Here is a 24,833-nt window from a genome sequence, read left to right on the forward strand (position 1 = left end):
TTTATAGCCCCCTTATAAATTTTTGAATGCATCGATTTGTTGTCGTGTGAATGATTCTATATTTTCACCGGATGCATATTTTTCGTACCATTCAACGGTCCAAGCGATAGCATTTTCTGTGGATAGCTTAGGAGTCCAGTCCAGTTTATTTACTGCTTTTGTACTATCGAGTGTTAAAATAGGTGATTCATAAGGAGTATTTATAGTGGGAGAAAGTATTGTTAATGGTTTATTCCATAATTTTATTACAGATTGAATGACATCATGGACGGTTCTGTTAGCCTCGTTAATTGGTCCGAAATTCCATGCTTCTGCATACTCTTTATGCTTCCAAAGTTTCTCAGCTAAAAGGATATATCCATGTAAAGGATCCAAAACATGTTGCCACGGTCGGATAGCATTTTTGTTTCGAATACTTAAAGGACGGTCTTGTAAATATGCACGAATGATATCTGGGAATAAGCGATTTTCTGCCCAATCACCACCACCGATGACATTGCCTGCTCTTACTGAGGCGAGTGAAAGGGTGTTCGTGTGAAAAAAAGATTTTTGATATGATGTTGCAACTAATTCAGCGCAAGCCTTACTAGCACTGTATGGATCATAGCCCCCTAAACGGTCGGATTCTACAAATGCTCGATTACCGCTCCCATCATTCGCATAACATTTATCACTCGTAACATTAATAATGAGACGTACGCTTTCGACGTACTTTGCTGCTTCTAATACGTGAACAGTGCCTAAGACGTTTGTTTTAAATGTATCAATAGGATCTTTGTATGAAGTGGTGACGATTGGTTGAGCTGCTAAATGAAATATCATATCAGGTTTGTGCTGTTTTATGGCATGGAATAAAGAATCGTAATCTGTAATGTCTCCTTCAATTGTAATGCACTCTTTTGCTGCGTTACATTGTTCAAAAAGGTTAGGAGTTGAGGGAGGGTGAGAAGAGTAGCCGATTACTTCTACACCTAAAGAAGTTAAAAAAAGGGTGAGCCATGAGCCTTTAAAGCCAGTATGTCCTGTAATAAATACTTTTTTCTTATTCCAAAAAGATGATGAAGTCATATTACCAGACCTTCCATGGAGCGTCATTATTTTCCCATAGCTCGACTAATTTATTTTTATCGCGCAATGTATCCATGGGATGCCAAAAACCAGTATGCTGAAATGCTGCCAGTTCATTTTTGTTTACTAACTGAACTAAAGTTTCGGTTTCCAAAACAGACTTATCTCCACTAATGTAATTGAAAATATCATGATTTAAAACAAAAAATCCACCGTTAACCCATCCACCATCACCTAGTGGTTTTTCTTGAAAGGATGTGACAGATTGTTTATCTAAAACGAGAGAACCAAATCTACCAGGAGGTTGTACGGCTGTAACAGTAGCCATTTTTCCGTGTTTTTTATGAAATGCAATAAGTTCTTTTATATTTACATTACTTAATCCATCACCATAAGTGAGACAGAAAGGTTCGTCTCCAACATAATTTTTTATCTTTTTAACTCGTCCACCTGTTTCGGTATTTAGACCAGTATCAATTAATGTAACTTTCCATGGTTCTATAGGATGAGAATGGCTAGTAATTGTGTTATCGCTTAAATGTATTGTGAAATCTGACATGTGTAAGTTGTAATTTAGAAAAAACTCTTTAATTGCATATCCTTTATAGCCTAAGCAAATAATAAACTCAGTGATCCCATAATGGCTAAACAAACTCATAATGTGCCATAGAATAGGTTTTGTTCCAATCTCAATCATAGGTTTTGGTTTTAAATGTGTTTCTTCCCCAATTCTTGTACCGTATCCACCAGCAAGAATAACAGCTTTCATTTTTTCCTCCTAAAATAAAAATTTATAATATATACAGTATTCATATTTTATGCAAATGAGATTGTTTTTGATTAAGCGGATGAAATGGTGTGAGGTGATGACCATGCAAAAAACATTATGGTTTAAACTTTGGAAATAATTCTTGATATTCAGGATTATTACGGAGGTCTTGAGTTACGTTACTAAGCTCTAAAAAACGTGTTTCCAGTTCTTCAGGAGATTGACCGTAATGTGTTTGGAGTCCCATTTGAACACCTATTTTTGAAAGGGTAGGTGTAATTTGTAATTTTCTTGCCTTTGACTGTTCATTCCAAGGGCTAAAATAAAATTTTAAAATAAATGAAGGATAGTCATAAACTATATTCCCGTGCCGCGAATAATGTCTACCAGGTAAATATGCACCATCTAGATGATTGTGAATAAATCTCCAGGCACATCCGAGTTTTGGGTTATAAGGGAAGACGCCGTGGTATCGTTGTTCTACTAATGGGATAGAGTATCTTGGCTTTGAATAATTGTACTTATGGCTATCTATCATTAAAATCATTCTAATCGCATACATATTTTGTCCTAGTGCATGAAGAGATGAGAAAAACTCTTCTGTATTATTACAACAAAAGAATTCAGTAGTATTTAAAACGATTTTCCAACCTGAAATTTCTCTTTCAATTCCCATCACTTCAATATCAGTATTTGTTGGATCAAACTCAAGAAATCTGGAATCTCGCACTTCCCAGTGGGGTGCGAATAATTTACAAATCTCTACGGAACGATCAGTAGAACCTCTATTAATTAATATGCCGTGATCAAATATTTTTGTATGATGCATAAGCCACCATGGAAGTAGGTATTCTTCATTATAAAAATGAGAAATGATAGTTTTTTTAATATTAATCTCCTCCTATACAAGCAATCGTTATTAGTAAGGTATGCTGTTAAATAAGAAAGGTTGAAAGGAAAAAGCTGTATAGTTATAGATTAATTGTTTTTATTAATAAAGGATGAAATTTAGAAATTTGTGAATGATAACCATCACGTTTGACTGTACAGTTTATGTATTGTATGATAATAGTAATATAAACAAGGGGGGAAGATCGTTGGGAAGGTGTATCGAATCGGACAGTTGGCTCTCATGGCTCACGTGTCGAAACGAACGATTGATTATTATACGAATCTAGGTATCTTAAAAGCGGAGCGATCTCAATCTAATTATCGCTATTACGACGAAACAGCATTTGAGACATTACAATTTATTGAGAAGTGCAAAGAAATGCATATGCCGCTTTGTGAGATTAAAGAGAAGATCGAGGAGAAGAAGCTGCTCGGTATCAATGAACACGTTTCGAAACATGTGAATGAAGTGACAGACCATATTCATAGATTAGAAGCAGAACTAACAGAGTTAAAGCCTCTTTTAGATGAATTGACTGATTCACAACGTGAAAAAATATCGAAATCTTTATCTGGTCAAACGACAGCTTTAATACAGACACTTGCTCTATTATTATAGAATAAGTGAAATCCGACCTCTTTAATTTTTGTATCGGGCTATGTTTTCTAACGAACAAATAAGAAAACATTATAGTATACAGGAGGTGGACACCTTAGTTTTTTAACTAAGGGGATTCATTGGAAATATTTAATTTAGTCATGGTTGCGATTTTAATCGCATTTACTGGATTTTTCGTAGCAGCAGAGTTTGCGATTGTTAAGATACGTTCAAGTCGCATTGATCAGCTTGTTGCGGAAGGGAAACGCGGTGCGTTAGCAGCGAAAAAGGTAACAACAAATTTAGATGAATATTTATCTGCTTGTCAATTAGGTATTACAGTTACAGCTATGGGATTAGGTTGGTTAGGTGAACCGACAATCGAAAAGTTATTACACCCGTTATTTGAGAAATGGAACATAAATCCTTCTATTTCATCAGTATTAACTTTTGGTCTTGCTTTTATGCTAATGACATATTTACACGTTGTAGTAGGGGAATTAGCTCCGAAAACGCTGGCAATTCAAAAGGCTGAAAAAGTAACGTTGTTATTGGCAACTCCGTTAATGATGTTCTATAAAATCATGTATCCATTTATTTGGGTATTGAACGGTTCAGCTCGTGTTATAACTGGTTTATTCGGTTTGAAACCAGCTTCTGAACATGAAGTAGCTCATACAGAAGAAGAATTACGTCTTATTCTTTCGGATAGCTATGAAAGTGGCGAAATTAATCAAGCTGAATACAAGTATGTAAATAATATCTTTGAATTTGATAATCGCATTGCGAAAGAAATCATGGTACCGCGTACAGAAATCGTTGGTTTCTATCTTGAAGATTCAGTAGAAGAACACATGAAAGTAATCCAAAATGAACGATACACACGTTATCCGATTTTTGGAGAAGATAAAGATGATATTATCGGTATGGTCAACGTAAAAGATTTCTTTATTCGATATATGAACAACGATCAAGAAGATTTATCATCGATTCGCACGTATATGCGTCCGATTATTGAAGTTATGGAAACGACTCCAATTCATGATTTATTACTGCAAATGCAGAAGAAGCGAATTCCAATGGCTGTTTTATATGATGAGTACGGAGGAACAGCTGGAATTGTAACGCTTGAAGATATATTGGAGGAAATCGTCGGCGAAATTCGTGATGAATATGATGAAGATGAAGCACCACCAATTCAACATGTGAACGAGTATCATAAAATTGTTGATGGAAAAGTGCTTATCTCAGAAGTAAAAGATTTGTTTGGATTACACATTGAAGAAGACGATGTGGATACAATCGGTGGATGGATTATGATGCAAAATCATGAAATCGAAGAAGGACAATACGTTGAAGCAGAAGGCTATGAATTTAAAGTGTTAGAAAAAGATGCTTATCAAATTAAACGTGTTGAAATTCAAAAAATGGAACAAGAACAAGAGAAAGCAGCAACTGTGTAAGTTGCTGCTTTTCTTCTGACACATAATAAAATGTGAAATTAGGAGCGGATATTTTGATTCAAGTAGCCTTACGTGTATATCGATTACAATTGTATACGATCTTTAGTGGTTTACTACTAATGTGGGCGGTTACTCCGTTTGGGAAACAAGTGACAGGGTTCGGTATCGGTTTAGCAGTTAGCGCATATTGTCTTTGGCTATTAGCTCGCAGAGTGGAGAAATTAGGAAGAAGTATCGTGATGAAAGAAAAGGCTCCTGGATTAGGAGTTCTAAACCGATTTGCAGCCGCAATATTAGGGGCTATCATTATGTTTGAAATTGAGCATGAAATGGAAATGTGGGCATTCGGTACTGGAATATTGGGTGGACACTTTTTAATGATTGCGAATTTAGCCTATGCAAATATGCAGCTAGTAAAAGAAGAAGAGAAGCAAAAGGAAAATGCTTCGAAAAACATAGAACTCTGATGAAAGGGACCTAATCAGGTTCCTTTTTTGCTTTTAAAAATAAATGATATAATACGAATGATTTACTGGTACTTATCGAATTTATGCCAAACATAATACGCTTATTTTTGGGGCATTTCAATAGTATGAAAAAAAATTAAAAAAAATTAAAAAACCCATCGATTTCTAAAGCTTATGTATGTTATCATGACAAAAGAATTTGCGAAAGAGGTGGATACCAATGTTACAAGCTTTACTTATTTTTGTGCTTCAAATTATTTACGTTCCAACTTTAACAATCCGTACGATTTTGCTTGTAAAGAATCAAACAAGATCCGCTGCAGGTGTAGGATTGTTAGAAGGGGCTATTTACATTGTCAGTTTAGGTATTGTGTTTCAAGATTTATCAAATTGGATGAACATTGTTGCCTATGTCATCGGCTTTAGTGCGGGACTATTATTAGGCGGTTATATAGAAAATAAATTAGCAATTGGATATATTACGTATCAAGTTAGTTTGCTAGACCGTTGTAATGAATTAGTAAATGAATTACGCCATTTTGGATTTGGCGTTACAGTATTTGAAGGTGAAGGAATAAATTCTATACGTTATCGCTTAGATATCGTTGCAAAGCGTTCTAGAGAAAAAGAACTGTTAGAAATTATTAATGAAATTGCACCGAAAGCGTTTATGTCTTCTTATGAAATCCGTTCGTTTAAAGGTGGATATTTAACGAAGGCGATGAAAAAGAGAGCATTGTTGAAGAAGAAGAAAGATGAACATGCATCGTAAAGAAAAGGGAGTAGTGCAGCTTTAAAAGCACGGCATAATCCCCATAGAAAAAAGAGAGGAATCTATATTGAAAAAGATTCCTCTCTTTTTTCTGCTTTTTCTCAGATTAACAATTAACCATACAACTTGAATAATTAGTGGTAATATAAATGCAATTAATAAAACGATAAATGCCACTAATTTAAGCTCTGGTGTTTGAGTAACAGCAGCACCATCAACCTCTCTTAGCCAAATGATAGCTGCCAATATCCCAAAAATGGTAATCCAAAATATGTTACCAATCCACCAAAAAATCCATCGTCTTTTCATATTAGCACCTCTTATATTTACCCTCTGTTAAAAGTATATTTTCGGTTGTTATATTTAAATGAAATAACTATAAAACTACTTTTTTTCAACTGTATATCTAACTTGTTTAAAGGTTGCCATGTCTCCATCTTCGTTATCATCTTTCGTTTGCAAAAGTTGAACTCTTGGCTTGTAGTCTGTCCTATGAGCGTGCTCGATATCTTTAATGTTAAGTTTGTAGGATTCACCATTATTTATTTTTTTTTCCAATACTTTTTTATTGGCAACATAAATAAAAGTTACTTTATTTTCATCAATACCTTCAGTCTTAATTTCTAATTCATTATCTTTTGTTGTAATCGTTGGTGTTAATAATTCAATACTGCCGCTTCCGGTTTCTAAAGAATTTTCTACTATAGTTGAACATCCGGATAAAATGATTCCGATGAATAGAAGAACAATTAATTTTTTTTTCATAACATCCCCCAATTTCAAGTGATTTTTGATTTTGGTATTGCTAGACTGCTAGTGTGGAACGTAAATGTTTAGCTAGCACTTTTTATTGTACCATAATATGTAAATTAATATAGGTTATATATCCAATTTAAGGGAGATTGAAAAGTTTACTTATTGTTGAGAATCAGTATTTTTACAGTAGGTATTTATTTTCTTTACAAAGCGGTGTTGATAAAATCATTACGAATTGGATATCCAAATATATGATGAAATGTAGACAGGAGAAAGAGCTTAATACGAAGCAATCTTATTTTTATAGAAATTACAATTTTTACATATTAAAATAATGATAGGGAATAGATGAATTCATTCACTTCGGAGGTAGTTACTTGAACATTAACAAGAAGGCAATTGAAATGTTTGAACAAAATGAATATGAGGAAGCAATGGAAGAGGAAGTGGATATTCCGAAAGGGTATTTTGATATTGTATATTCCATTTATGCATTAGGTTGGACTTCAGATTTAGGAAAAACGTTGGAACTGATTCATTCATATGTAAAGCCAGGAGGAAGCTTTGTTTTTAGTTGGGAGCATCCGGTATATTCAAATTTACAATATGGTACAGAAGAAATTGCTTTTAAGTCTTCTTATCATGAGGAAACTCCTATTACGTTTGAAACATTTAAAGGAGAAAATGTACAAGCGACATTATATAAGAGAAAAATAAGTACATACATAAATGAGTTAAATAGAGTGGGATTTACAATTGAGAGAATAGAAGAGCCTGAACCGTCTCGTGTATTTGATGAAGAAGTAGCTACACCTTCTACGAAATATTATTCTTTATATAAAGCTAGAATGGTACCAACTACTTTTATTATTAAGGCGAGGAAGTAAAATGCTTTATAAAAAGAAGCCTATCATTTCAAATAAATGAAATGATAGGCTTCTTTATTTTTAAAAAATGAGGTCAAAGATGTACTTTTCATATAAAAATGCATTTCATATAAAAAGTGTAATTATTTTGGGGAAGGGGGATTGTTGTGCGTCATCATAGAAAGTGCAAAAAATTTGGAGTGGCACTGCCTCTTCCGCTTGAAGGAGCAACTGGCCCTACTGGTAACAGTGGTCCAACAGGCCCAACTGGAGGGCATGAAGGTCCGGTCGGGCCTCCGGGAATCACTGGACCTAGAGGAGCAACTGGTCCACAAGGTCCTCAAGGTATTCAAGGAATCCAAGGTCCACAAGGGATAACGGGGCAGGCAGGAGCAACTGGATCGACGGGAGTAACAGGTCCACAAGGAATTCAAGGTCCACAAGGTGCCACGGGAGCAACCGGAACAACCGGGGCAACTGGAGTAACAGGTTCTCAAGGAATTCAAGGAGTGCAAGGTCCACAAGGAGTGACCGGATCGACTGGAGCAACTGGATCGACTGGTTCAACAGGTGCGACTGGACCGACAGGGATACAAGGAATAAGAGGAGTAACCGGAGTAACCGGTGCAACCGGTTCAACCGGAGTAACGGGTCCAACAGGTGCGACTGGCCTAACGGGCTCAACCGGAGCAACTGGATCATCTGCTATATCAACAGGTGGTGGGTATTTCTTTTCTACATCAACAAGTACAATTGTAGCAAATGCCAACATTCCAATTAATTCAGGATCTACTGTATATGGAACTGGTGTATCTTTAACTAGTGCTACAACTGTCACAGTATCCACACCAGGAATATATTTAGTAAGCTACTATTTCCAAGGGGATGCAAGTGGTGGGAATGAGACAGTATCTGTCAGATTGCTATTAAATGGAACTCAAGTAACAGGGAGTTTTATACAAAATGTAACGACATCAACTGTAGTAATCGAACCAGCTATTTCAAATACACTTCTTGTGAATGTCGCGAGCGCAAATTCAACGTTAATATTACAAAATGGCCCATTAGGTGTTGGGCATGTGACCACTATAGCAGGCACGATTACAGCAAGTTTAAATGTAGTGAGGATATTATAAAAAGTATAGGGAATATAAAAAACACAAGGAATGTCTTTATAGACACACCTTGTGTTTTTTAATATTAAATAAACATTTTCTTTATCTTTTCGGTTGAAAAATATGCTGAAAGAAGTATTTGTGATGTAAGTTATCTACAACTTTATTTGCTTGATATGTGCGGTGTTGTTCGAGTCGAAGTCTTTGCTCCATCATTTTTATTGCGTGATCTGATAAACGTAACATTGTACCAGTCTCCTTTTCTATAAATATAGTTTTCTGATTGATATCGATTCCATATTTATAACTAAGGAGGCAAAGTGTGTAACATAGGCAAAAAGCACCTTCCTCTCCCATTACGCTTACGAGGTTAGCTGTCGGACTCGGGAAGTGAGAGTTTCCCTACTTAAAAAAGATTCGCCCCAAGTAGCATAGCTACAAAAATGGTTCCCCCGCTCCAAAATTTGGATTCAGCAAAAGGTTGTATAAAGTAAAAAATAACATAAATAAATAATTAAGTCAAACTATTTTGTGTTTTCTGTCTTTTTAGTTGCGTAAGGATCATGCCATCAGGTAGTGTTGTATCTGTTACTTCAATGAAGCTGTGTTTTTTATATAATGCGAGAGCTGGAGTATTGGCTTTACCTGTTTGTACAATGTATGTCATTGAAGACGAGAACATGTTAAATATATAAAGTAGCAGTTTCGTTGCGATTCCTTTTTGAAAAAAATTGGGCGATACAACTAATCTGTGGATATCGATTAGTTCTTCTTCTTGTATAAAAGAAATAAAGCCGACGAGTTTATTTTCAGAGAAATATCCATAGAATGTTTCATCACAATTTTGAATATCGTTTACAGTATCATATAAACGAGGTATTGCAGTACTGTTTAAAAAGTCTGCTTCAATTTTATAAGCTGGAAGTTGAACATTTAAAATGGATGTTGCTACTTCATAAGAAGTGGGAAGTAATTTATGAATCATAGATAATAACGCCTCCTTTAAATATGATATATTAATATAATTGATTTGTGGGTAAGTTTGACAATTTTTTTCTTTTTTGCATATAATATATGTATCTCCATACATAAAATGTTCGTAGGTATATTTCTATAGTAGGATATGGTTAGCGTAGATAAATACGTAATCTTATATAAGAGTTTAGCTACTCTTGTATTTGATAATACAAACTATAATAGAAATGAGGGACTAAAAATGGGATGGATTATTACATTAATAGTTGGTGCTATTATAGGTATAATTGCTAGTTCTATAACGGGTAAAAATTTTCCGGCTGGTATGTTTGGAAATATAATTGCTGGTTTACTAGGAGCTTGGTTAGGTAGTAGATTATTTGGATCTTTTGGGCCATCATTTGGTGGGATTCATGTCGTGCCAGCATTATTAGGTGCAATTGTGTTAATTCTTATTGTATCATTTGTAGTAAAAGTTGCAAGAAAATAAAGGTTATTACTGATTGTTTTATAAAGCCCTTTTAGGGCTTTTCCTAATTAGAGAGGTGGTACATTTGGAGAAAGTAAATATAAGAAAAAGAGATAAGTTGAAAAAGTTTTTTAAAGAACAAAATTATTTAGCTGTACTACTTGGATTCGCGTTGCTGTTTGTAAATATATTATTACTTACAAAAATATCATTCGTCTTTACACCGTTCGTCGTATTTTTAAAAACAATCTTTTTCCCAGTATTATTAGCGGGAGTACTATTTTATATATTGCATCCATTCGTTTCTCTTTTAGAAAGAAAAGGTGTGTCGAGAATTGTGTCAATTGCCTCGATATATATAATTGTTCTTGGATTATTTGTTTTTCTTGCGGTCACGGTTATTCCAATTATTAAAGATCAAGTAAATGCTTTAATAGATAACTTGCCATATTTCGGGCATGAAATCGAAAGGGCAGCACGTAAATTTGGAGAAAGTAATGTAATTGGTAGAATGCAGGAAAGTTTAAATGTTGATTTTGCTAATATTGTAAAAGATTCTACAATGAACTTTACAAAATCATTATCATCAGTAACAGGAAATGTAACTGGATTTTTAAGTACAATTACTGAAGTTGTTTTAACATTTGTAATGGTTCCATTTATTTTGTTCTATCTTTTAAAAGATGGTGAGCAATTACCGAATCATTTTTTAAAGTTTATATCTGAGCAAAGACAACCAGCTGCGAAGAGAATACTAGATGATATGCATTATGCGATTAGTTCGTATATTAGAGGACAAATTATTGTTAGTTTATTTATCGGTATTATGCTATTAATCGGTTATCTTATTATTGGTATTAAATATGCGGTACTACTTGCTATTTTAGCGATGATTGTAAATATCGTTCCGTACGTAGGACCAATCATTGCAATTACACCAGCTTTAATTATCGCATTTATCGACTCGCCATCAATGGTGTTAAAAGTAATTATCGTTATGATGATTGTACAATTAGCAGAAGGTAAATTTATTTCTCCGCAAGTCATGGGGAAAAAGTTAGATATTCACCCGATTACTATTATATTTATCATTTTAACTGCGGGGAATTTATTTGGAATTATGGGGATTATTTTAGCAATTCCAGGGTATGCGATATTAAAAGTTTTAGTTACGCACGGTTATAGATTTGTGAAGTTGAATACGTGAAAAAAGAGCTAAAACAGAGAAACCTGTTTTAGCTCTTTTTCATTAACAATTGATTTGTGTATTGGCGTGCCCATTGATCAGCTTCTAATATATCATCGAGTGAAGGATCTTTTACGTTATGATGAGCTTCAACTGTATTGTAAATTGTTTTTTCGATATCGAAAAATGCAATTTCATTTTTAAGAAATAGTGCATTTGCAATTTCGTTCGCTGCATTTAATACGGCTGGAGTTGTACCGCCGATTTTTCCACATTCAAATGCATATTGTAGACAGGGGAACTTCTCTAAATTTGGTTTTTCAAAATGCAAACTACCAATTTCTAATAAATTTAATTTTTCATAGGATGAAGGTAGTCGAGTAGGGTAGTGAAACGCATATTGAATCGGCATTCTCATATCAGGAGCACCGAGCTGTGCCATGACTGATCCATCAATAAATTCCACTAAAGAGTGAATGATGCTTTCTTTATGAATCATAACATCAATTTTTTCATAAGGAATATCGAATAGCCACTTAGCTTCCATCACTTCAAACCCTTTATTCATTAACGTGGCAGAATCTATCGTTAGTTTTGCGCCCATTAACCAGTTTGGGTGTTTTAAAGCATCCTTCGCTTGTAATATTTTCATTTCTTCACGTGTTTTATCACGAAAAGCGCCGCCAGAAGCTGTAACAATTAATTTTTCGATTTCCTTATTATTTTCCCCATTTAAACATTGGAAAATGGCTGAATGTTCACTATCAACTGGAATTAGGCGGCATCCGTTTTGTTTCGCTAGTTCGGTGACGATATGTCCAGCTGCAACTAAAGTTTCTTTGTTAGCGATAGCGATATCTTTCTTCGCCTTTAATGCTTCAATTGTTGGGAGTAAACCTGAAACACCGACAACTGAAATTAATACAAGATTTGTATCAGGATGGGTAGATACTTCAAGTAAACCATCAGTTCCATATGTAATTTTTGTATTTGTTGAAATACGAGAACGTAATGTGTCCGCTAATTCTTTTGTCGCTACGCTTACAATACGAGGCTGAAAAGATTCGATTTGTTTTTCGAGAAGATCGATATTATAATTTGCGGTTAAACCGACGATTTTAAAATGTTCAGGATGAGCGGAAACGACATCTAATGCAGATGTGCCAATGGATCCTGTTGAACCTAAAATGGATATATATTTTACCATGAAAAAACCTCCAAAGTTGTTTCGAGTATTTCTGCAAACCTATATATTATTAGACAATTAAGGTGGAAATTCCTGCTATATAAAACAGAAAATTAGGGTTTAATTGGAAAGGAAATGTGATAAACTGTAAAAAAAACTAAAAAGCAATGAAAGAGAAGAGTACATATTCAAAACTTTTCAGAGAGCTGATATTTGGTGGGAATCAGTAAGTGATGAATATGGAATGGGCTCTGGAGCTTCTAGCTTAAATGAGTAGGCGAAGACGGTTACTTCACGTTAAGAAGTTGAAGTGAGCTATAATATAGCTAATTAAGGTGGTACCGCGGGAGTCTCTCGTCCTTTTTTTAGGATGAGGTGCTCTTTTTATTTTGAGAAAGGAGGAGTTAGGATGAGCGAGAAAATTATGTTAACAGGAATTAAACCAACAGGTTACCCGCATTTAGGCAATTATATTGGTGCGATTAAACCTGCATTACAAATGTCAAAAAACAAAGAAGGAAAAGCGTTATATTTCATAGCAGACTATCATGCGTTAAATGCTGTGCATGATCCAGCAAAGTTCAGTAGTTACACGAAAGAGGTAGCAGCTACATGGTTATCACTCGGACTTGGAGAAGATGTTATTTTCTATCGACAAACAGAAGTGCCAGAGATTCTAGAATTAGCTTGGATATTAGCTTGTCTAACTCCGAAAGGACTTATGAATCGTGCCCATGCATATAAAGCGAAGGTAGAGCAAAATAAAGAAGCGGGATTAGAAATTGATGCAGGTGTGAATATGGGATTATATACGTACCCGATTTTAATGGCGGCTGATATATTATTATTTCAAGCTACTCATGTACCTGTCGGAAAAGATCAAATTCAGCATATTGAAATTGCTCGTGACATTGCGACGTACTTTAATCATACATTTTGTATGACATTTACGCTTCCAGAGTATGTCATACAAGAAGAAGGGGCAATTTTACCGGGACTTGATGGAAGAAAGATGAGTAAAAGTTACGGAAATGTTATCCCATTATTTGCAGAGCAAGAAAAACTTAGAAAGTTAATATTTAAAATAAAAACAGATTCCTCACTTCCGAATGTACCGAAAGAACTAGAAACGTTATTTATGATATATAAAGAATTTGCGAAGGAAGACGAAATTCAGGCGTTACGCGAAAAGTATGAGACTGGAATCGGATGGGGCGATGTGAAAAAAGAGTTATTCCGCGTTGTAAATCGTGAACTCTCAGGACCTAGGGGAAAATACGGAAATTATATGAATGATCCACATTTACTATATGAAGCATTAGAAAAAGGTGCTGAGAGGGCGCGGGCTATTGCGAAGGTGAATTTGGTGGAAATTAAAAAACAGATTGGATTTGAGAGGGGACGCTGAGCGCTCCCTTGTTTTTTTCTATGTGAATCTTAATTATTTATTCGTTTTATCTGCATGTAAAATGAGGGATTCGCATTTTTTACTGAATTTATTAATTGCATATTAATAAAAATATGTTAATATAGGGTTACTTATTAAACATGTTTAATAAGTAACATTAAAGTCACTTATTAAACTAATTTAATAAGTTTGATTCATTCGATAACGAAGGAGATGATTAGATGAAAACTGAGAAAGAAAAGATGTTGGCGGGAGAAATGTATATTGCGGATGACGAAGAATTAGTAGCTGATAGGATTGAGGCAAAACGTTTAACACGCCTTTATAACGAGGCGATGGAGACTGGTGATGAAAGCCGCTTTACCTTGTTAGAGCAGCTTTTAGGTTCTTCAGCTGACGGAAAAACCCACATTAATCCTGATTTTCGTTGTGATTACGGCTACAATATCCACATTGGAAAGAGCTTTTTCGCAAATTTCAATTGTGTTATTTTGGACGTTTGTGAAGTTCGAATCGGTGATAATTGTATGTTTGCACCTGGTGTCCATATTTATACGGCCACTCATCCTTTACATCCGGTAGAGCGGAATTCTGGAAAAGAATATGGAAAGCCTGTAAAGATTGGTAACAATGTTTGGGTTGGTGGGGGAGCTATTATTAACCCTGGTATTTCAATTGGAGACAACGCTGTAATTGCTTCAGGGGCAGTTGTGACAAAAGATGTACCTAATAATGTAGTAGTTGGTGGTAATCCAGCCAAAGTTATGAAAATGATAGACTTATAGAAATCATTTTTCACGGATGCATGAATAAACTGGTGTCGTATCGTATAGACAATGTGAAAGGTGTTTCATATGAAGAAAAATAGTGCGTATAATCATACAAAGACATTACTTGCCTCTCGAAATGCTCTTTTTCTCTTATTTGCTTTGCCAGGTGTCGCGTTTGCTACATGGATTTCAAGAACAGCAGCTACTCGAGATATGTTAGCAGTGTCAAATGCAGAAATGGGCTGGATTTTATTCGGACTATCTGTCGGTTCAATAATTGGTTTACTGAGTGCAAGCCGCTTTATTGACTGTAAGGGAGCTAGAGACGTTATTATAGGCAGTATGTTTTTTATGATTGTTGGATTGATTTGTTTAGGTATAAATATTTATTTTGTTTCTAGTATGGGGGCTTTTAGTAGCTTACTAGTATTTGGAGTAGGCTACGGATTGGCGGAAGTCGCATTGAATGTAGAAGGTTCTTCCATTGAGCAGAAAGTAGGAACAACTCTTCTTCCGAAATTCCATGGCTTTTTTAGTGTAGGAACTTTAGTAGGCGCGCTCAGTGGTTCTGTCGCAGCGTCGCTTCACATCCCGATTCTGTATCAGTTTCTTGCGATTTCGGTCGTGTTTGTATTACTTGTATGTATGGTGTATCGTTTTCTTCCGCATGGAACAGGAAAGAAGGAGAAATCGTGGAACAAAAGGAGAGAGAAGCATACGACCTTACGTATGGAAAAAAAGGTGCTTTTAATTGGTCTTTTTGTACTCGGAATGGCATTTGCAGAAGGTAGTGCAAATGATTGGCTACCTATCGTGATGGTAGATGGACACGAGCAAAGTATAGTGGCAGGTTCTATTATGTACACAATTTTTGTATTAGCAATGACGTTAACTCGTATGTGTAGCAGCTATTTCCTTGATCGATTCGGTCGTGTCGCTGTCGTACGTGCCACCATTATGATGGCGATTCTAGGAATTTCAATCGTAATATTTGGGAGTAATTCGTATTTTCTAGCATTTGGTGTAGTACTGTGGGGGATTGGTGCAGCGCTAGGGTTCCCAATTGGTCTGTCAGCTGCTGGAGATGACCGTGAAAATGCGACTTCTAATGTTGCTGCAGTTTCTATAATCGGTTATACAGCATTTTTAGTCGGACCACCATTCTTAGGTATACTGGGGGAAGCATTCGGGATACGCAATGCCTTGTTAGCTGTTTTATTATTTGTTCTCTTGTCTGGAATTGTATCGTCTGTTACGAGAGAGAATAAATCGAGCTAAATAAGGAGTGCATGCCAGCGGAAATGTATCATCTCTATTGCTTTAGAAAATGATGTATGATATATTGTCAACGCAACTTATTAAAAGTGTTTAATAAGTATGTTGATTAAGGTGGTGAGCGATTTGAGTGAACAATTTGTTACTCAAAAATCGATTAAAGAGACGATCCTTCGCGGCATTCGTACAGCTCTTCTAGAGCAAGGTAGTGCAACGAAAGTTGAACTTAGTAATACATTAGAAATCAGTTTTCCAACTGTGAGTAAATTTATAGAAAAAATGAAACAAGACGGAGAAATCACTCTAGTCGGTTTAGATGATTCAAGTGGCGGAAGAAGAGCGAAACGATATGCGTATAATCCGGAATATATGTTAGGTCTAGCGATATTTTTAGAAAAAAATGAGACAAACTATACAATTTTCAACTGTTTAGGGGAAGTAAAAGAACAAGGAAGTACTTCAAGTGTATTAATTGATACTGGCGTAAATCTATTATCTAAACATATTGAAAGTCTTATAGCTACATTCCCGAAAATAAGCTCTATATCAATTGGTGTGCCTGGTTCGGTTGATAATGGTCGTATTTTTTATATACCTGGTTATGAAAAGTTCCAAAATTTTAATTTGAAAAGTCATTTGGAGGATCTGTTTTCTATACCTGTAGTAATAGAAAATGATATGAATGCCGCAGTCCTTGGCTATTATAAAAATACTGGAAATAATGATAAATCATCTCTTGTATATTTGTATTCAGGTCAAAACGGCCCAGGGGCGGGAATTATGATAAATGGAGATGTGGTACGAGGGAGTACCTTTTTCTCAGGGGAGATATCTTTCGTTCCACAGTATGATAATAAAAACTTCTTACAATCTTTGAGAAGTGAAGATGCAGTAAGAGATTCAAATAATCCAGAGCAATATAATATAGATGCCATTACTCGTTTAATAGCTACATGTATAGCTATTATTAACCCTCATGCCTTTATCTTCTGTGATGATGAATTGAATCAATTCGTAATAGATCAAATTGTAAAAACTTGTCCGAAGTACATTCCGGCAGAACATATTCCGAAAATAACAGTGAGCGATTGGAAAGAAGATTATTTATATGGATTAAAAAGTCTTGGACTTGATCTGATGATAACAAGAACAAGCAAAGAAAATTAAATATCAAATTGTTGGTTGAATACTGTAAAAGAAAAGGTGTCGATTATGAAAATTGAACATGTAGCAATTTGGGTAAATGATTTAGAAGGAATGCGTGATTTCTATAAACAGTACTTTGGTGGTGAAGAAAATAGCTTATATCACAATTCGAAAAAGCAGTTTGAATCTTATTTTATAACTTTTGAAGGTGGAGCGCGTCTAGAACTTATGAGACAAGTAGGGATAGACGGTAAAACACAAGTACAAACAATAGGATATGTGCATATTGCTTTTTCTGTAGGTAGTAAAGAAAAAGTGAACGAATTAACTAATACATTAAGAGAAGCAGGATACCCTGTGTTAAACGGCCCGCGTACTACAGGGGATGGTTACTATGAAAGTGTAGTAAGTGATCCTGAAGGAAATCAGATTGAGATAACAATCTAACATTATATTTATTAATAACTGATAAAAAATAAAACTTTGTTGTTCCCCAAAATGTTTACGAGAAACCTATTATTTCTTCAGAAAGGGGGACATAACAGTGAGTAAATTCATTTTTATTTTCTGTATATATCCATTGCTTATTTTTATTTTTTCAATAGCTGGGACATATAAATTAGGTGCATTTTATGTGATGCCAATGGTAATATTTCTTATTTTTCTTATGTTAAATGTTACATTGTATGATCCATCATTTTTCTTTTGGGTGGGCATGTATACTATTTTTTCATTCATTACTTCTTATATAACACTCTTATTTGTAAGGGGATATACAGCTGTAGAAAGTGAACGTTAATATCATTTGGTTATTTTTGGGGGAATAGGGATTTATGCTGAACGATAACAACCTCATTTCGCGTTATCATGACGGGAAATGAGGTTGTTTTATTTCTATATACAATATGTAATGTTTTTTAATTGGAGTGCTGAAACTCCCTAATAATACGTTCAATAACTGGATGAAGAGTAATAGGTAACTCATCAAGCGGAAAGAAGCGTAATTCTTTTGACTCAGTTTGATCACATATAAGCTGACCGTGGAATTCTCGGCAAATATAAACAACGAGTACACCATGTACTTGATCGCCGTTTGGATAGATTTGAAAGAAATCAGGTCCTGAGTATGTACGGAATAGTTCTGGATTTTTAATGATAAGTCCAGTTTCTTCATATACTTCTCGTTGTAAAGCGTCTTCTAACGTTTCGTTATATTCTAAGGCGCCACCAATAATGCCCCAGCGATTAAAATCTGTACGGAGCTGCAATAATATTTCATTTTTCTCATTTAATATAATGGCGTGTGATCCGATTAAAATGAGTGGATGATTTCCTACTAGATTTCTCATGTCTTCAATATAGCCCATAATTCTTCTCCTTATATTTAATAATAATTAGGCAGTTCTTTTAACATTTTTTCTGTTTTACGTGCTGTAAATGCTAAGTTATGATCATCTTTTGTTCTAAAAAATAATGTGCGTAAAAAGATTTTAATGTTTGCGCATAAAATACAATACTCATTAAGGGAAAGGCGTTTTCTAATTTGAGGAAGCCTTTTTATTTTTTTATAAATAATTGAAATTAACTCATCTTGCGGGAAGTCATGATATAGCATAGATAGTAACGGTGTAACAATTCGTTCATCTTCATTATTATGAAAAAGATCCGATGGGATGAAAATTTTATTTAATAAACAATGAATTAATTCCTCGTACCATTCAAAGGTCGTATAGGAATTGTGAACAATTTCAGAAAAGGCATCAGATACGTGGGCAAGACAATGAGCCCATCCTTTATTTTCAATATAGCCTCGAAAATCCATTTCTAAGTTTGTGTATGTAATGAGTTTGTTTTTTATTTCTTCGATATCCTCCTCTGTAAAAAAGTAGTGCGAGTTAGCGAATTGGAGTATTAATGCAAGTAACGAAACAGTATAAGAACGTGTGAAAACCCCATCTGTAAGTGGGGAGTGAATGTCACAATATAAATACTCATCACTTAAACAAGTTTGTAGAAGTAATTTCAACTGATCATCCATAAGGAATTCATGATGAATGAAATGTGCAAAACATTTATATATAAGTTGGTAACGAACGTAACTATCAGTTGTTCCGATATACTGAAGCATATTGAGCGTTAACTCATTAATATCTATATGTTGCAGTTGCGTATAGTCATTTTGTTGTATAAGCTCTAACTGTTGTTGCAGCGCTGTAATATCCAATGGAGAACCTCCTCCGCACTTTAAAGATGCGATGTTTTCTAGTATTCTATATATTCAAGGACAATCCTGCTCATGCAAGGAGAACAAGTAGAAATTCGAGTATGACATAGATGAGGGAAGTATATGATGACTATAGAACAGTTAGAAAAACATTTTAAAATAAGAAAAAATGCTTCTTCTATAATGATAAAAGAAAATGATGCAGAGGTTTTTACAGAAGAGCAATTAGAAGAGATAATGCAATATTGCGTTGCTGAAGCTGAAAAAGATGGAATAGAAGAATTTCAATTTGAGATTTCTTCAAAAAGCCCAAATTATGATGTGTATAAGAAATGTTTCGAAACGTATTCATTTGAATATATTACTGAAAACATGATTGTATTTAAGGATATATATGAAGTGGAAGATATAAAAAGTGATATTGATTTTAAGCTTATTGAAGAGATGGGCGAAGACGCTTTTTATTCACTGTGGAATGAAGTGACGGGAGAACAAATCGATTATGATCAATTTGTAAATACGATGCTACAAGAAATAGGTGGGCAATGGAAAGAACATTGTTTAACAGCAAGTATCGATGAAGAGCCAATAGGAATTGTAATCCCGCATATTGAAAGAGGTACGTTAGAAGAAGGAAAACTTATGTATTTCGCAGTCGCTCCAAATATGCGAAATAAAGGGTATGAAGCAGCATTCTTTACAGGGGCAATGTTTGTCTTAAAAGAAATAGGCGCATCTTATTATATTGGCGAGACAAATGTACAAAACGAGTGGATGAAGGATGTCTTTGAAAAGAACGGATGTCAGCAGCTGAGCTCTACTGAGCGATATGTGAGAAGGTTTTAGAAGGATGGATGGCTTACTCTCTCGAACTCATTTAGCGGGAATCCGTGTACAACTTATGAACAAGTAAAAGAACTTTTTGCATGTTTGTAAGATAAAAAGAAAAATCGAAACGACAAAGTAAGCGTTCCTATAATACAATAGAGAAGGATTAGACTATACGAAGAAAGCGTTGGTGAAAGTATGAAGCAACAAAGAAATTGGCTACAAGCAACTGTAGAACGAAATGAAGATAATACGTTACATATAAAGTGGGAAAATAATATAGAAGAAGTTCGTATTTATTGGAGTACTTCACCAAATCATATTGAAGAAAATGGAGAATTACTTGTAACAGTAAGTGGGGATTCAGCATGTACAATTGAAAACCCGAGTGAAAATGAGCGTCCATATTTTAGGTTAGTAGGAAGTAATGGACAAGCAGTGACAGTAGCTGAGCGTAGATTACCATTACAAGGTGCGTTTAACTTCCGTGATATGGGAGGATATGAAACGACTGAAGGCCGTAAAGTAAAATGGGGTAAATTGTATCGTTCTGAAGAATTAGCAGGATTAACAGAATGGGATATCGAGTATTTACAGAAGTCTAGCTTAAAATTAATTTGTGACTACCGTACAGATTTTGAAGTGAAGCATAAGCCGAACCCAAGTGTTACAGGTGCTCGTCAAGTGTGCTTACCAGTTATGCAAGACTTGGCGAAAGACTTGAATATAAATGAATTTTTCCAAGTTGGTGACCTTTCTATGTTAGGGAAACCAGGCGAGTATCTTGTGAAAATGAATCAAGATTTCGTAAGTGGTAATGAAGCATTCGTGAGCTTCTTAAAACTGGCGCAAAACCCGGAAAACTTACCGTTAGTAAACCACTGTACAGCTGGAAAAGACCGTACAGGATTTGGCTCTGCATTATTATTACTTTTACTAGGTGTACCGGAAAAAACAGTAATGGAAGACTACTTACTAAGTAACGGTTTCCGTGAAAAGTTAAATGAAAAAATGATGGCCTTTTTAGGTGCGAAATTACAGAACGACGAAAGTAGAGCAATATTAGGTGCAATGTTTGAAGCACGTGCTGAGTATTTACAAGCTGCGATTGATGAAGTTAAAAAGCAATATGGATCAGTGGAAGCATACGCTGAAAAAGCTCTTGGCTTTACGAAAGAATCGTTAGAGGAAATGAAAGTGTTATTGCTAGAAGATAAAGTGAAACTTTAATCAGTGTGGGGGCATCCCCACTGATTATTAGCCTTCACCAATCGGACTGCCCGTTAATGCGGGATAAATAATGAGGAGGGAGGCTGATTGGATTAGCCTCCTTTTATTATTGTTGCTATAATTAAGCTATGAGAATATAGGAATTGAGGCGAACATCATGAAATACAAAGTAATACTATTCGACGTAGACGATACATTATTAGATTTCCCTGAAACAGAAAGAAACGCATTACATAACGCGTTTGTACAATTTGGCATGCCTACAGGATATAATGATTATCTTGCAAGTTATAAAGAGATTAGTAATGGATTATGGAGAGATTTAGAGAATAAAATGATTACGCTAAGTGAATTAGCGGTAGATCGATTTAGACAATTATTTGCTCTTCATAATATAGAAGTAGACGCGCAGCATTTTAGTGACGTATACCTTGAAAACTTAGGAAAAGAAGTACATCTTATAGATGGTGCAGTGAAACTATGTGAGAATCTTCAAGATTGTAAGTTAGGTATCATTACGAATGGATATACAAAAGTGCAACAATCTAGAATTGGAAATTCGCCTTTATGTAACTTCTTTGATCATATTATTATTTCTGAAGAAGTCGGCCATCAAAAACCAGCGCGTGAGATTTTTGATTATGCTTTTGAGAAGTTTGGGATTACTGATAAATCAAGTGTACTAATGGTTGGAGATTCGCTAACTTCTGATATGAAAGGCGGAGAAGATTACGGTATTGATACGTGTTGGTATAATCCGAGTCTGAAAGAAAATACGGCAGGTGTTAAGCCGACCTATGAAGTGGAGAGCCTGCTACAAATTTTAGAAATTGCGGAAGTGGCGGAAGAAAAGGTAGCTTCATTTTAATAGAGTTAAGATTTTTCGATTAATTGATATATATTAAGTTACGGTAGATATATTTGAAAAATCGTTCATATAATTTCATATACTAAGGTATGGAACAAAAAAAGATGGTACCAAGTCAAAAAAATTTTACTGAAAGAAAACAGAAATAACACTAAATAATATATTTAGCTGTTTGTAATTGGTCATTACAAACAGCTAAAAAAAACGATTGCCTCTTAGGATCCAAGCAATCGTTTTTTTATTTTTTTCGGAGATGAAATTTGTATTTTTATACCCTATCTCCATCAAGTTTAAAAAATGCTTGTTCCCCAGTAATGAAAAAAATGAATTTAATTCTCATAAATAACTGTAAAGTGGTAAAAATTTCGTTTTGGGTGTAATTCAAAATCTTAAGTTAATGGGCATGGGGTGGAACCCTTTCCTTGTTTAGACCGGATATCCGCCTGTTGGCGGTGGCCAAGCACTAAATAATCTGCGAATCAGCACAATTTCTCCTAAATGGTAGGAGTTATGAGATGCAATATTCCGTAGAACACCGCCAGGGGTTTCACCAGGCCATTCCTCCAATGTTTTGTCCAATTGAACAGTTTGGGCGATCGTGCATGCCTGTTCAATCCCTTGAAGAAAATACTGAATAATCTGTTGCCACTCTTCCTCACTGCCAGGGCATTCTTCTTCAGGCCAGCTCTCTTTTACATGGGCAGGCAATGCAGGCTTCTTCCCCTGAGCGGATAATAAGAGAAAATCTTGCCAATAGGTCATGTGTTTCACTAATTGATAAATAGAATAAGGCAGTACCTCTCTGCGTTTTCCCGCAAGCGCCACGTCTATATCCGACAAAGCATTCTTGATGGGAAGATGTCCTCGTTCTCCTCTTAACGATTTTACTAATGCCTGGCTAAACGCTTTATTTGATTGCTCCATAATAACTGACTCCCATCTTGTTTTATTTTCTAATTTGCTGATTTTATGATTCCGTCTTTTTTATATGTACTAAATAAATTATAGAAGCTTTACGACTATTAAGAGAAAGTAAAATAAGGCAAGAATCACTGACTTCTTAACGTACAGGAAATCGTAGGTTTTTATTTGATTAGTACCTTAATGTACAATTGTATTAACAGATAAATCAAAGGTTCGAATGACAACATTCAGGTCTGCGTTAATGTCAGCCACTTTTGATTTTAGCTTTTCCGATCCCTCCTGAATTTTATCCAATTGATTTTATTGTGAATGAACTATGAGTTGATTATAATAATTAGAGTGAACTCTAAGTCAAGAAAAAAATAATAAAAGGATAGTTATTCTATTATGAGGGAGTTCGCGAAGCAAAAATAGCGCTACTATACTAAGGTCTTTCACGTGTTATAATGCGATAATTAAATGTTCATATATACATAGTTTCTCAGAGTGATGCGATGTCATGTATGAGCTGTGTAACAACTAGAGGTGAGTGAAAGGTGTTAACGTTTTTATTTGAGTTAGACAAGGCTATCCCGCAGAAGGATGAGCCACGGTATGCCGCTTATGCAAATGGCTTTATTGAAGGGGATTTAACAATTCGCGTGAGTGACAGCGTATTTTTTCAGAAGTCATGCATGAAGGTTGCAGAGCTTGGCATTTATTTAGGACAGTGGATGGAACAAGTGCAACATGGGCAGAAAGAACAATTGAATTATGAAACGAGTGACCGTGAGGAAGTAATTCTCGGATTCGTATATGAAGAGGAAGATCAGTGGAGAGTTTTTTCCAGTTGGCAGCAATTTGAACTTCAAGAGCGTATATCAACTACAACATTAGTAGAGAGCGTTCAACGCTATTTATATGAGCTAAATAAGGAACTGCGCGCGATAGGATATCCTGTGACGTTTGATCAGTACTTAAGAGGAGAGCGAATGATGCAGCTTTCTTATAAACGACTGTGTGATAGTAAAGCGGATACGACTTCGATAGAGGTTTACAATGGAAGCGAAGGAGTAGGCGCAGTACGGGGCTATTATAAAAATACGTTGATGAAAGTGCTAGACTTCATTCCGAAAGTCGGTAGTAATATCATTTATGAAATAAAGGATAGTAAGAACAATATTCGCGTCATTGCAAAGGATGTAAGTAGGCAGCGTCAAAGAAGGATTTTAGTAACGTACATCGATAATAATGATGCAGAGCATGAAATACTTGTATGTGACGGAAAGTTATTAGATGCAAATTTCTTATTTACTTTTACATATAAGACAGAAGAATATGTTGTTCACAAAACTTCAATTGGGCTTGGAAAATTATTACGAAACGGCTATGTAATCGCAGATTGGAATATTCGTCTTGAGGAAGATATGTATTATATCGAGATGGATGTATATGATGAGGATTATATAGAGGATCAATACTTACTGTTAGGTGTATTTCATGCTGTTTTATATGGGTGATAAATGAAAAGTACTGGTATTCTTCATGGGAAGGATACCGGTATTTTTTATGTGGTTCTGGTGTGAAGATTGCATTTTGT

Annotated in this window: 28 protein-coding genes, 1 pseudogene, 1 riboswitch and 1 other annotated feature; of the genes and pseudogenes, 18 read left to right on the forward strand and 11 right to left on the reverse strand. The window is 35.1% G+C overall.

All coding sequences use genetic code 11. The features are described from left to right. Positions 1 to 12: 12 nt before the first annotated feature. The 3 genes from rfbG to DN408_RS13660 all read right to left on the reverse strand — a co-directional run bounded on the left by rfbG (position 13) and on the right by DN408_RS13660 (position 2,726). On the reverse strand, positions 13 to 1,068 hold the full coding sequence (rfbG, locus tag DN408_RS13650; protein ID WP_033708046.1) for a CDP-glucose 4,6-dehydratase: 1,056 nt from the start codon (positions 1,066 to 1,068) through the stop codon (positions 13 to 15). Position 1,069: 1 nt separating this feature from the next. Further along, positions 1,070 to 1,837 (reverse strand): glucose-1-phosphate cytidylyltransferase, encoded by a 768-nt coding sequence (rfbF, locus tag DN408_RS13655; protein WP_002014025.1) that lies wholly within the window; start codon positions 1,835 to 1,837, stop codon positions 1,070 to 1,072. 115 nt (positions 1,838 to 1,952) lie between these two features. Next, positions 1,953 to 2,726 carry a glycosyltransferase family 2 protein gene (locus tag DN408_RS13660; RefSeq protein ID WP_078176817.1) on the reverse strand — a complete coding sequence of 258 codons (774 nt, stop codon included), beginning with the start codon at positions 2,724 to 2,726 and terminating at the stop codon, positions 1,953 to 1,955. Between the two features lie 216 nt (positions 2,727 to 2,942). On the opposite strand from DN408_RS13660, the gene DN408_RS13665 reads away from it, so the two are divergent. The 4 genes from DN408_RS13665 (at position 2,943) to DN408_RS13680 (ending at position 6,028) form a co-directional block, all read left to right on the forward strand. Further along, a complete protein-coding gene (locus DN408_RS13665; RefSeq protein ID WP_078178706.1) occupies positions 2,943 to 3,347 on the forward strand; it encodes a MerR family transcriptional regulator in 405 nt (134 codons plus the stop codon). Between the two features lie 119 nt (positions 3,348 to 3,466). Then, on the forward strand, positions 3,467 to 4,789 hold the full coding sequence (locus DN408_RS13670; RefSeq protein ID WP_002128314.1) for a hemolysin family protein: 1,323 nt from the start codon (positions 3,467 to 3,469) through the stop codon (positions 4,787 to 4,789). Positions 4,790 to 4,842: 53 nt separating this feature from the next. Beyond that, the gene (locus DN408_RS13675; protein ID WP_002084378.1) at positions 4,843 to 5,256 is read left to right on the forward strand and encodes an ATP synthase subunit I; all 414 of its coding nucleotides are present in this window, start codon (positions 4,843 to 4,845) and stop codon (positions 5,254 to 5,256) included. Between the two features lie 220 nt (positions 5,257 to 5,476). Next, entirely contained in the window at positions 5,477 to 6,028 is a 552-nt protein-coding gene (locus DN408_RS13680) for a DUF2179 domain-containing protein (protein ID WP_002014015.1), read from the forward strand. Positions 6,029 to 6,049: 21 nt separating this feature from the next. On the opposite strand, the gene DN408_RS13685 is transcribed toward DN408_RS13680, so the two are convergent. Further along, positions 6,050 to 6,337 (reverse strand): DUF3923 family protein, encoded by a 288-nt coding sequence (locus DN408_RS13685; protein ID WP_002014013.1) that lies wholly within the window; start codon positions 6,335 to 6,337, stop codon positions 6,050 to 6,052. A gap of 75 nt (positions 6,338 to 6,412) precedes the next feature. Continuing rightward, the gene (locus DN408_RS13690; protein WP_002128312.1) at positions 6,413 to 6,793 is read right to left on the reverse strand and encodes a hypothetical protein; all 381 of its coding nucleotides are present in this window, start codon (positions 6,791 to 6,793) and stop codon (positions 6,413 to 6,415) included. Positions 6,794 to 7,212: 419 nt separating this feature from the next. Here DN408_RS13690 and DN408_RS13695 point away from each other — a divergent pair. Both DN408_RS13695 and DN408_RS13700 read left to right on the forward strand, forming a co-directional pair. Next, a pseudogene (locus DN408_RS13695) lies at positions 7,213 to 7,671 on the forward strand (methyltransferase domain-containing protein); the annotation flags it as partial. A gap of 146 nt (positions 7,672 to 7,817) precedes the next feature. Beyond that, a complete protein-coding gene (locus tag DN408_RS13700; RefSeq protein WP_002165367.1) occupies positions 7,818 to 8,786 on the forward strand; it encodes a collagen-like domain-containing protein in 969 nt (322 codons plus the stop codon). An 81-nt stretch (positions 8,787 to 8,867) separates the two neighbouring features. Here DN408_RS13700 and DN408_RS31430 read toward each other — a convergent pair whose 3' ends face one another. Both DN408_RS31430 and DN408_RS13705 read right to left on the reverse strand, forming a co-directional pair. Then, positions 8,868 to 9,011 (reverse strand): hypothetical protein, encoded by a 144-nt coding sequence (locus DN408_RS31430; protein ID WP_000945246.1) that lies wholly within the window; start codon positions 9,009 to 9,011, stop codon positions 8,868 to 8,870. Between the two features lie 97 nt (positions 9,012 to 9,108). Next, positions 9,109 to 9,251, reverse strand: a riboswitch (cyclic di-AMP (ydaO/yuaA leader). Between the two features lie 28 nt (positions 9,252 to 9,279). Further along, positions 9,280 to 9,750, reverse strand: a complete 471-nt coding sequence (locus DN408_RS13705; RefSeq protein ID WP_002128309.1) for a GNAT family N-acetyltransferase — start codon at positions 9,748 to 9,750, stop codon at positions 9,280 to 9,282. Between the two features lie 231 nt (positions 9,751 to 9,981). Between DN408_RS13705 and DN408_RS13710 the strand changes: the two genes are divergently transcribed. Both DN408_RS13710 and DN408_RS13715 read left to right on the forward strand, forming a co-directional pair. Further along, positions 9,982 to 10,230 carry a GlsB/YeaQ/YmgE family stress response membrane protein gene (locus DN408_RS13710; RefSeq protein WP_002014007.1) on the forward strand — a complete coding sequence of 83 codons (249 nt, stop codon included), beginning with the start codon at positions 9,982 to 9,984 and terminating at the stop codon, positions 10,228 to 10,230. A gap of 64 nt (positions 10,231 to 10,294) precedes the next feature. Continuing rightward, entirely contained in the window at positions 10,295 to 11,416 is a 1,122-nt protein-coding gene (locus DN408_RS13715; RefSeq protein ID WP_002128308.1) for an AI-2E family transporter, read from the forward strand. Positions 11,417 to 11,444: 28 nt separating this feature from the next. On the opposite strand, the gene DN408_RS13720 is transcribed toward DN408_RS13715, so the two are convergent. Continuing rightward, complete coding sequence (locus DN408_RS13720) at positions 11,445 to 12,602, reverse strand: 1-deoxy-D-xylulose-5-phosphate reductoisomerase (RefSeq protein WP_078179131.1); 1,158 nt, start codon at positions 12,600 to 12,602, stop codon at positions 11,445 to 11,447. A gap of 137 nt (positions 12,603 to 12,739) precedes the next feature. Then, positions 12,740 to 12,946 (forward strand) — a binding site (T-box leader). A gap of 5 nt (positions 12,947 to 12,951) precedes the next feature. Between DN408_RS13720 and DN408_RS13725 the strand changes: the two genes are divergently transcribed. The 6 genes from DN408_RS13725 to DN408_RS13750 all read left to right on the forward strand — a co-directional run bounded on the left by DN408_RS13725 (position 12,952) and on the right by DN408_RS13750 (position 17,979). Further along, entirely contained in the window at positions 12,952 to 13,989 is a 1,038-nt protein-coding gene (locus DN408_RS13725) for a tryptophan--tRNA ligase (RefSeq protein WP_147740215.1), read from the forward strand. Positions 13,990 to 14,210: 221 nt separating this feature from the next. Continuing rightward, complete coding sequence (locus DN408_RS13730; RefSeq protein WP_002033363.1) at positions 14,211 to 14,774, forward strand: maltose acetyltransferase domain-containing protein; 564 nt, start codon at positions 14,211 to 14,213, stop codon at positions 14,772 to 14,774. A 69-nt stretch (positions 14,775 to 14,843) separates the two neighbouring features. Then, positions 14,844 to 16,037 carry an MFS transporter gene (locus tag DN408_RS13735; protein ID WP_078179076.1) on the forward strand — a complete coding sequence of 398 codons (1,194 nt, stop codon included), beginning with the start codon at positions 14,844 to 14,846 and terminating at the stop codon, positions 16,035 to 16,037. Positions 16,038 to 16,160: 123 nt separating this feature from the next. Continuing rightward, on the forward strand, positions 16,161 to 17,201 hold the full coding sequence (locus DN408_RS13740) for an ROK family transcriptional regulator (RefSeq protein WP_002128302.1): 1,041 nt from the start codon (positions 16,161 to 16,163) through the stop codon (positions 17,199 to 17,201). Positions 17,202 to 17,246: 45 nt separating this feature from the next. Beyond that, positions 17,247 to 17,627 carry a VOC family protein gene (locus tag DN408_RS13745; protein WP_078179077.1) on the forward strand — a complete coding sequence of 127 codons (381 nt, stop codon included), beginning with the start codon at positions 17,247 to 17,249 and terminating at the stop codon, positions 17,625 to 17,627. 97 nt (positions 17,628 to 17,724) lie between these two features. Beyond that, positions 17,725 to 17,979, forward strand: coding sequence for a YbeF family protein (locus DN408_RS13750; protein WP_078179078.1), 255 nt, complete (start codon positions 17,725 to 17,727; stop codon positions 17,977 to 17,979). A 118-nt stretch (positions 17,980 to 18,097) separates the two neighbouring features. Here DN408_RS13750 and DN408_RS13755 read toward each other — a convergent pair whose 3' ends face one another. Further along, on the reverse strand, positions 18,098 to 18,547 hold the full coding sequence (locus DN408_RS13755; protein ID WP_002128299.1) for an NUDIX hydrolase: 450 nt from the start codon (positions 18,545 to 18,547) through the stop codon (positions 18,098 to 18,100). Positions 18,548 to 18,564: 17 nt separating this feature from the next. Continuing rightward, entirely contained in the window at positions 18,565 to 19,404 is an 840-nt protein-coding gene (locus tag DN408_RS13760) for a DUF2785 domain-containing protein (protein WP_002013997.1), read from the reverse strand. Positions 19,405 to 19,527: 123 nt separating this feature from the next. On the opposite strand from DN408_RS13760, the gene DN408_RS13765 reads away from it, so the two are divergent. From DN408_RS13765 to DN408_RS13775, 3 genes are all read left to right on the forward strand, one after another. Continuing rightward, on the forward strand, positions 19,528 to 20,250 hold the full coding sequence (locus DN408_RS13765; RefSeq protein WP_002128297.1) for a GNAT family N-acetyltransferase: 723 nt from the start codon (positions 19,528 to 19,530) through the stop codon (positions 20,248 to 20,250). Between the two features lie 180 nt (positions 20,251 to 20,430). Continuing rightward, on the forward strand, positions 20,431 to 21,462 hold the full coding sequence (locus DN408_RS13770; protein WP_002128296.1) for a tyrosine-protein phosphatase: 1,032 nt from the start codon (positions 20,431 to 20,433) through the stop codon (positions 21,460 to 21,462). A gap of 157 nt (positions 21,463 to 21,619) precedes the next feature. Continuing rightward, positions 21,620 to 22,330: a YjjG family noncanonical pyrimidine nucleotidase gene (locus DN408_RS13775; protein ID WP_002185361.1), complete on the forward strand. Its 711-nt coding sequence runs from the start codon at positions 21,620 to 21,622 to the stop codon at positions 22,328 to 22,330. A gap of 426 nt (positions 22,331 to 22,756) precedes the next feature. Here the strand turns inward: DN408_RS13775 and DN408_RS13780 are convergent, their stop codons facing one another. Then, the gene (locus tag DN408_RS13780) at positions 22,757 to 23,254 is read right to left on the reverse strand and encodes a DinB family protein (RefSeq protein WP_078178989.1); all 498 of its coding nucleotides are present in this window, start codon (positions 23,252 to 23,254) and stop codon (positions 22,757 to 22,759) included. Positions 23,255 to 23,790: 536 nt separating this feature from the next. On the opposite strand from DN408_RS13780, the gene DN408_RS13785 reads away from it, so the two are divergent. Continuing rightward, complete coding sequence (locus DN408_RS13785) at positions 23,791 to 24,753, forward strand: tubby C-terminal domain-like protein (RefSeq protein ID WP_002185363.1); 963 nt, start codon at positions 23,791 to 23,793, stop codon at positions 24,751 to 24,753. The last annotated feature ends 80 nt before the right edge of the window (positions 24,754 to 24,833 follow it).

The organism is Bacillus sp. AR13-1 (assembly GCF_008042285.1).
Taxonomy (GTDB): domain Bacteria; phylum Bacillota; class Bacilli; order Bacillales; family Bacillaceae_G; genus Bacillus_A; species Bacillus_A mycoides.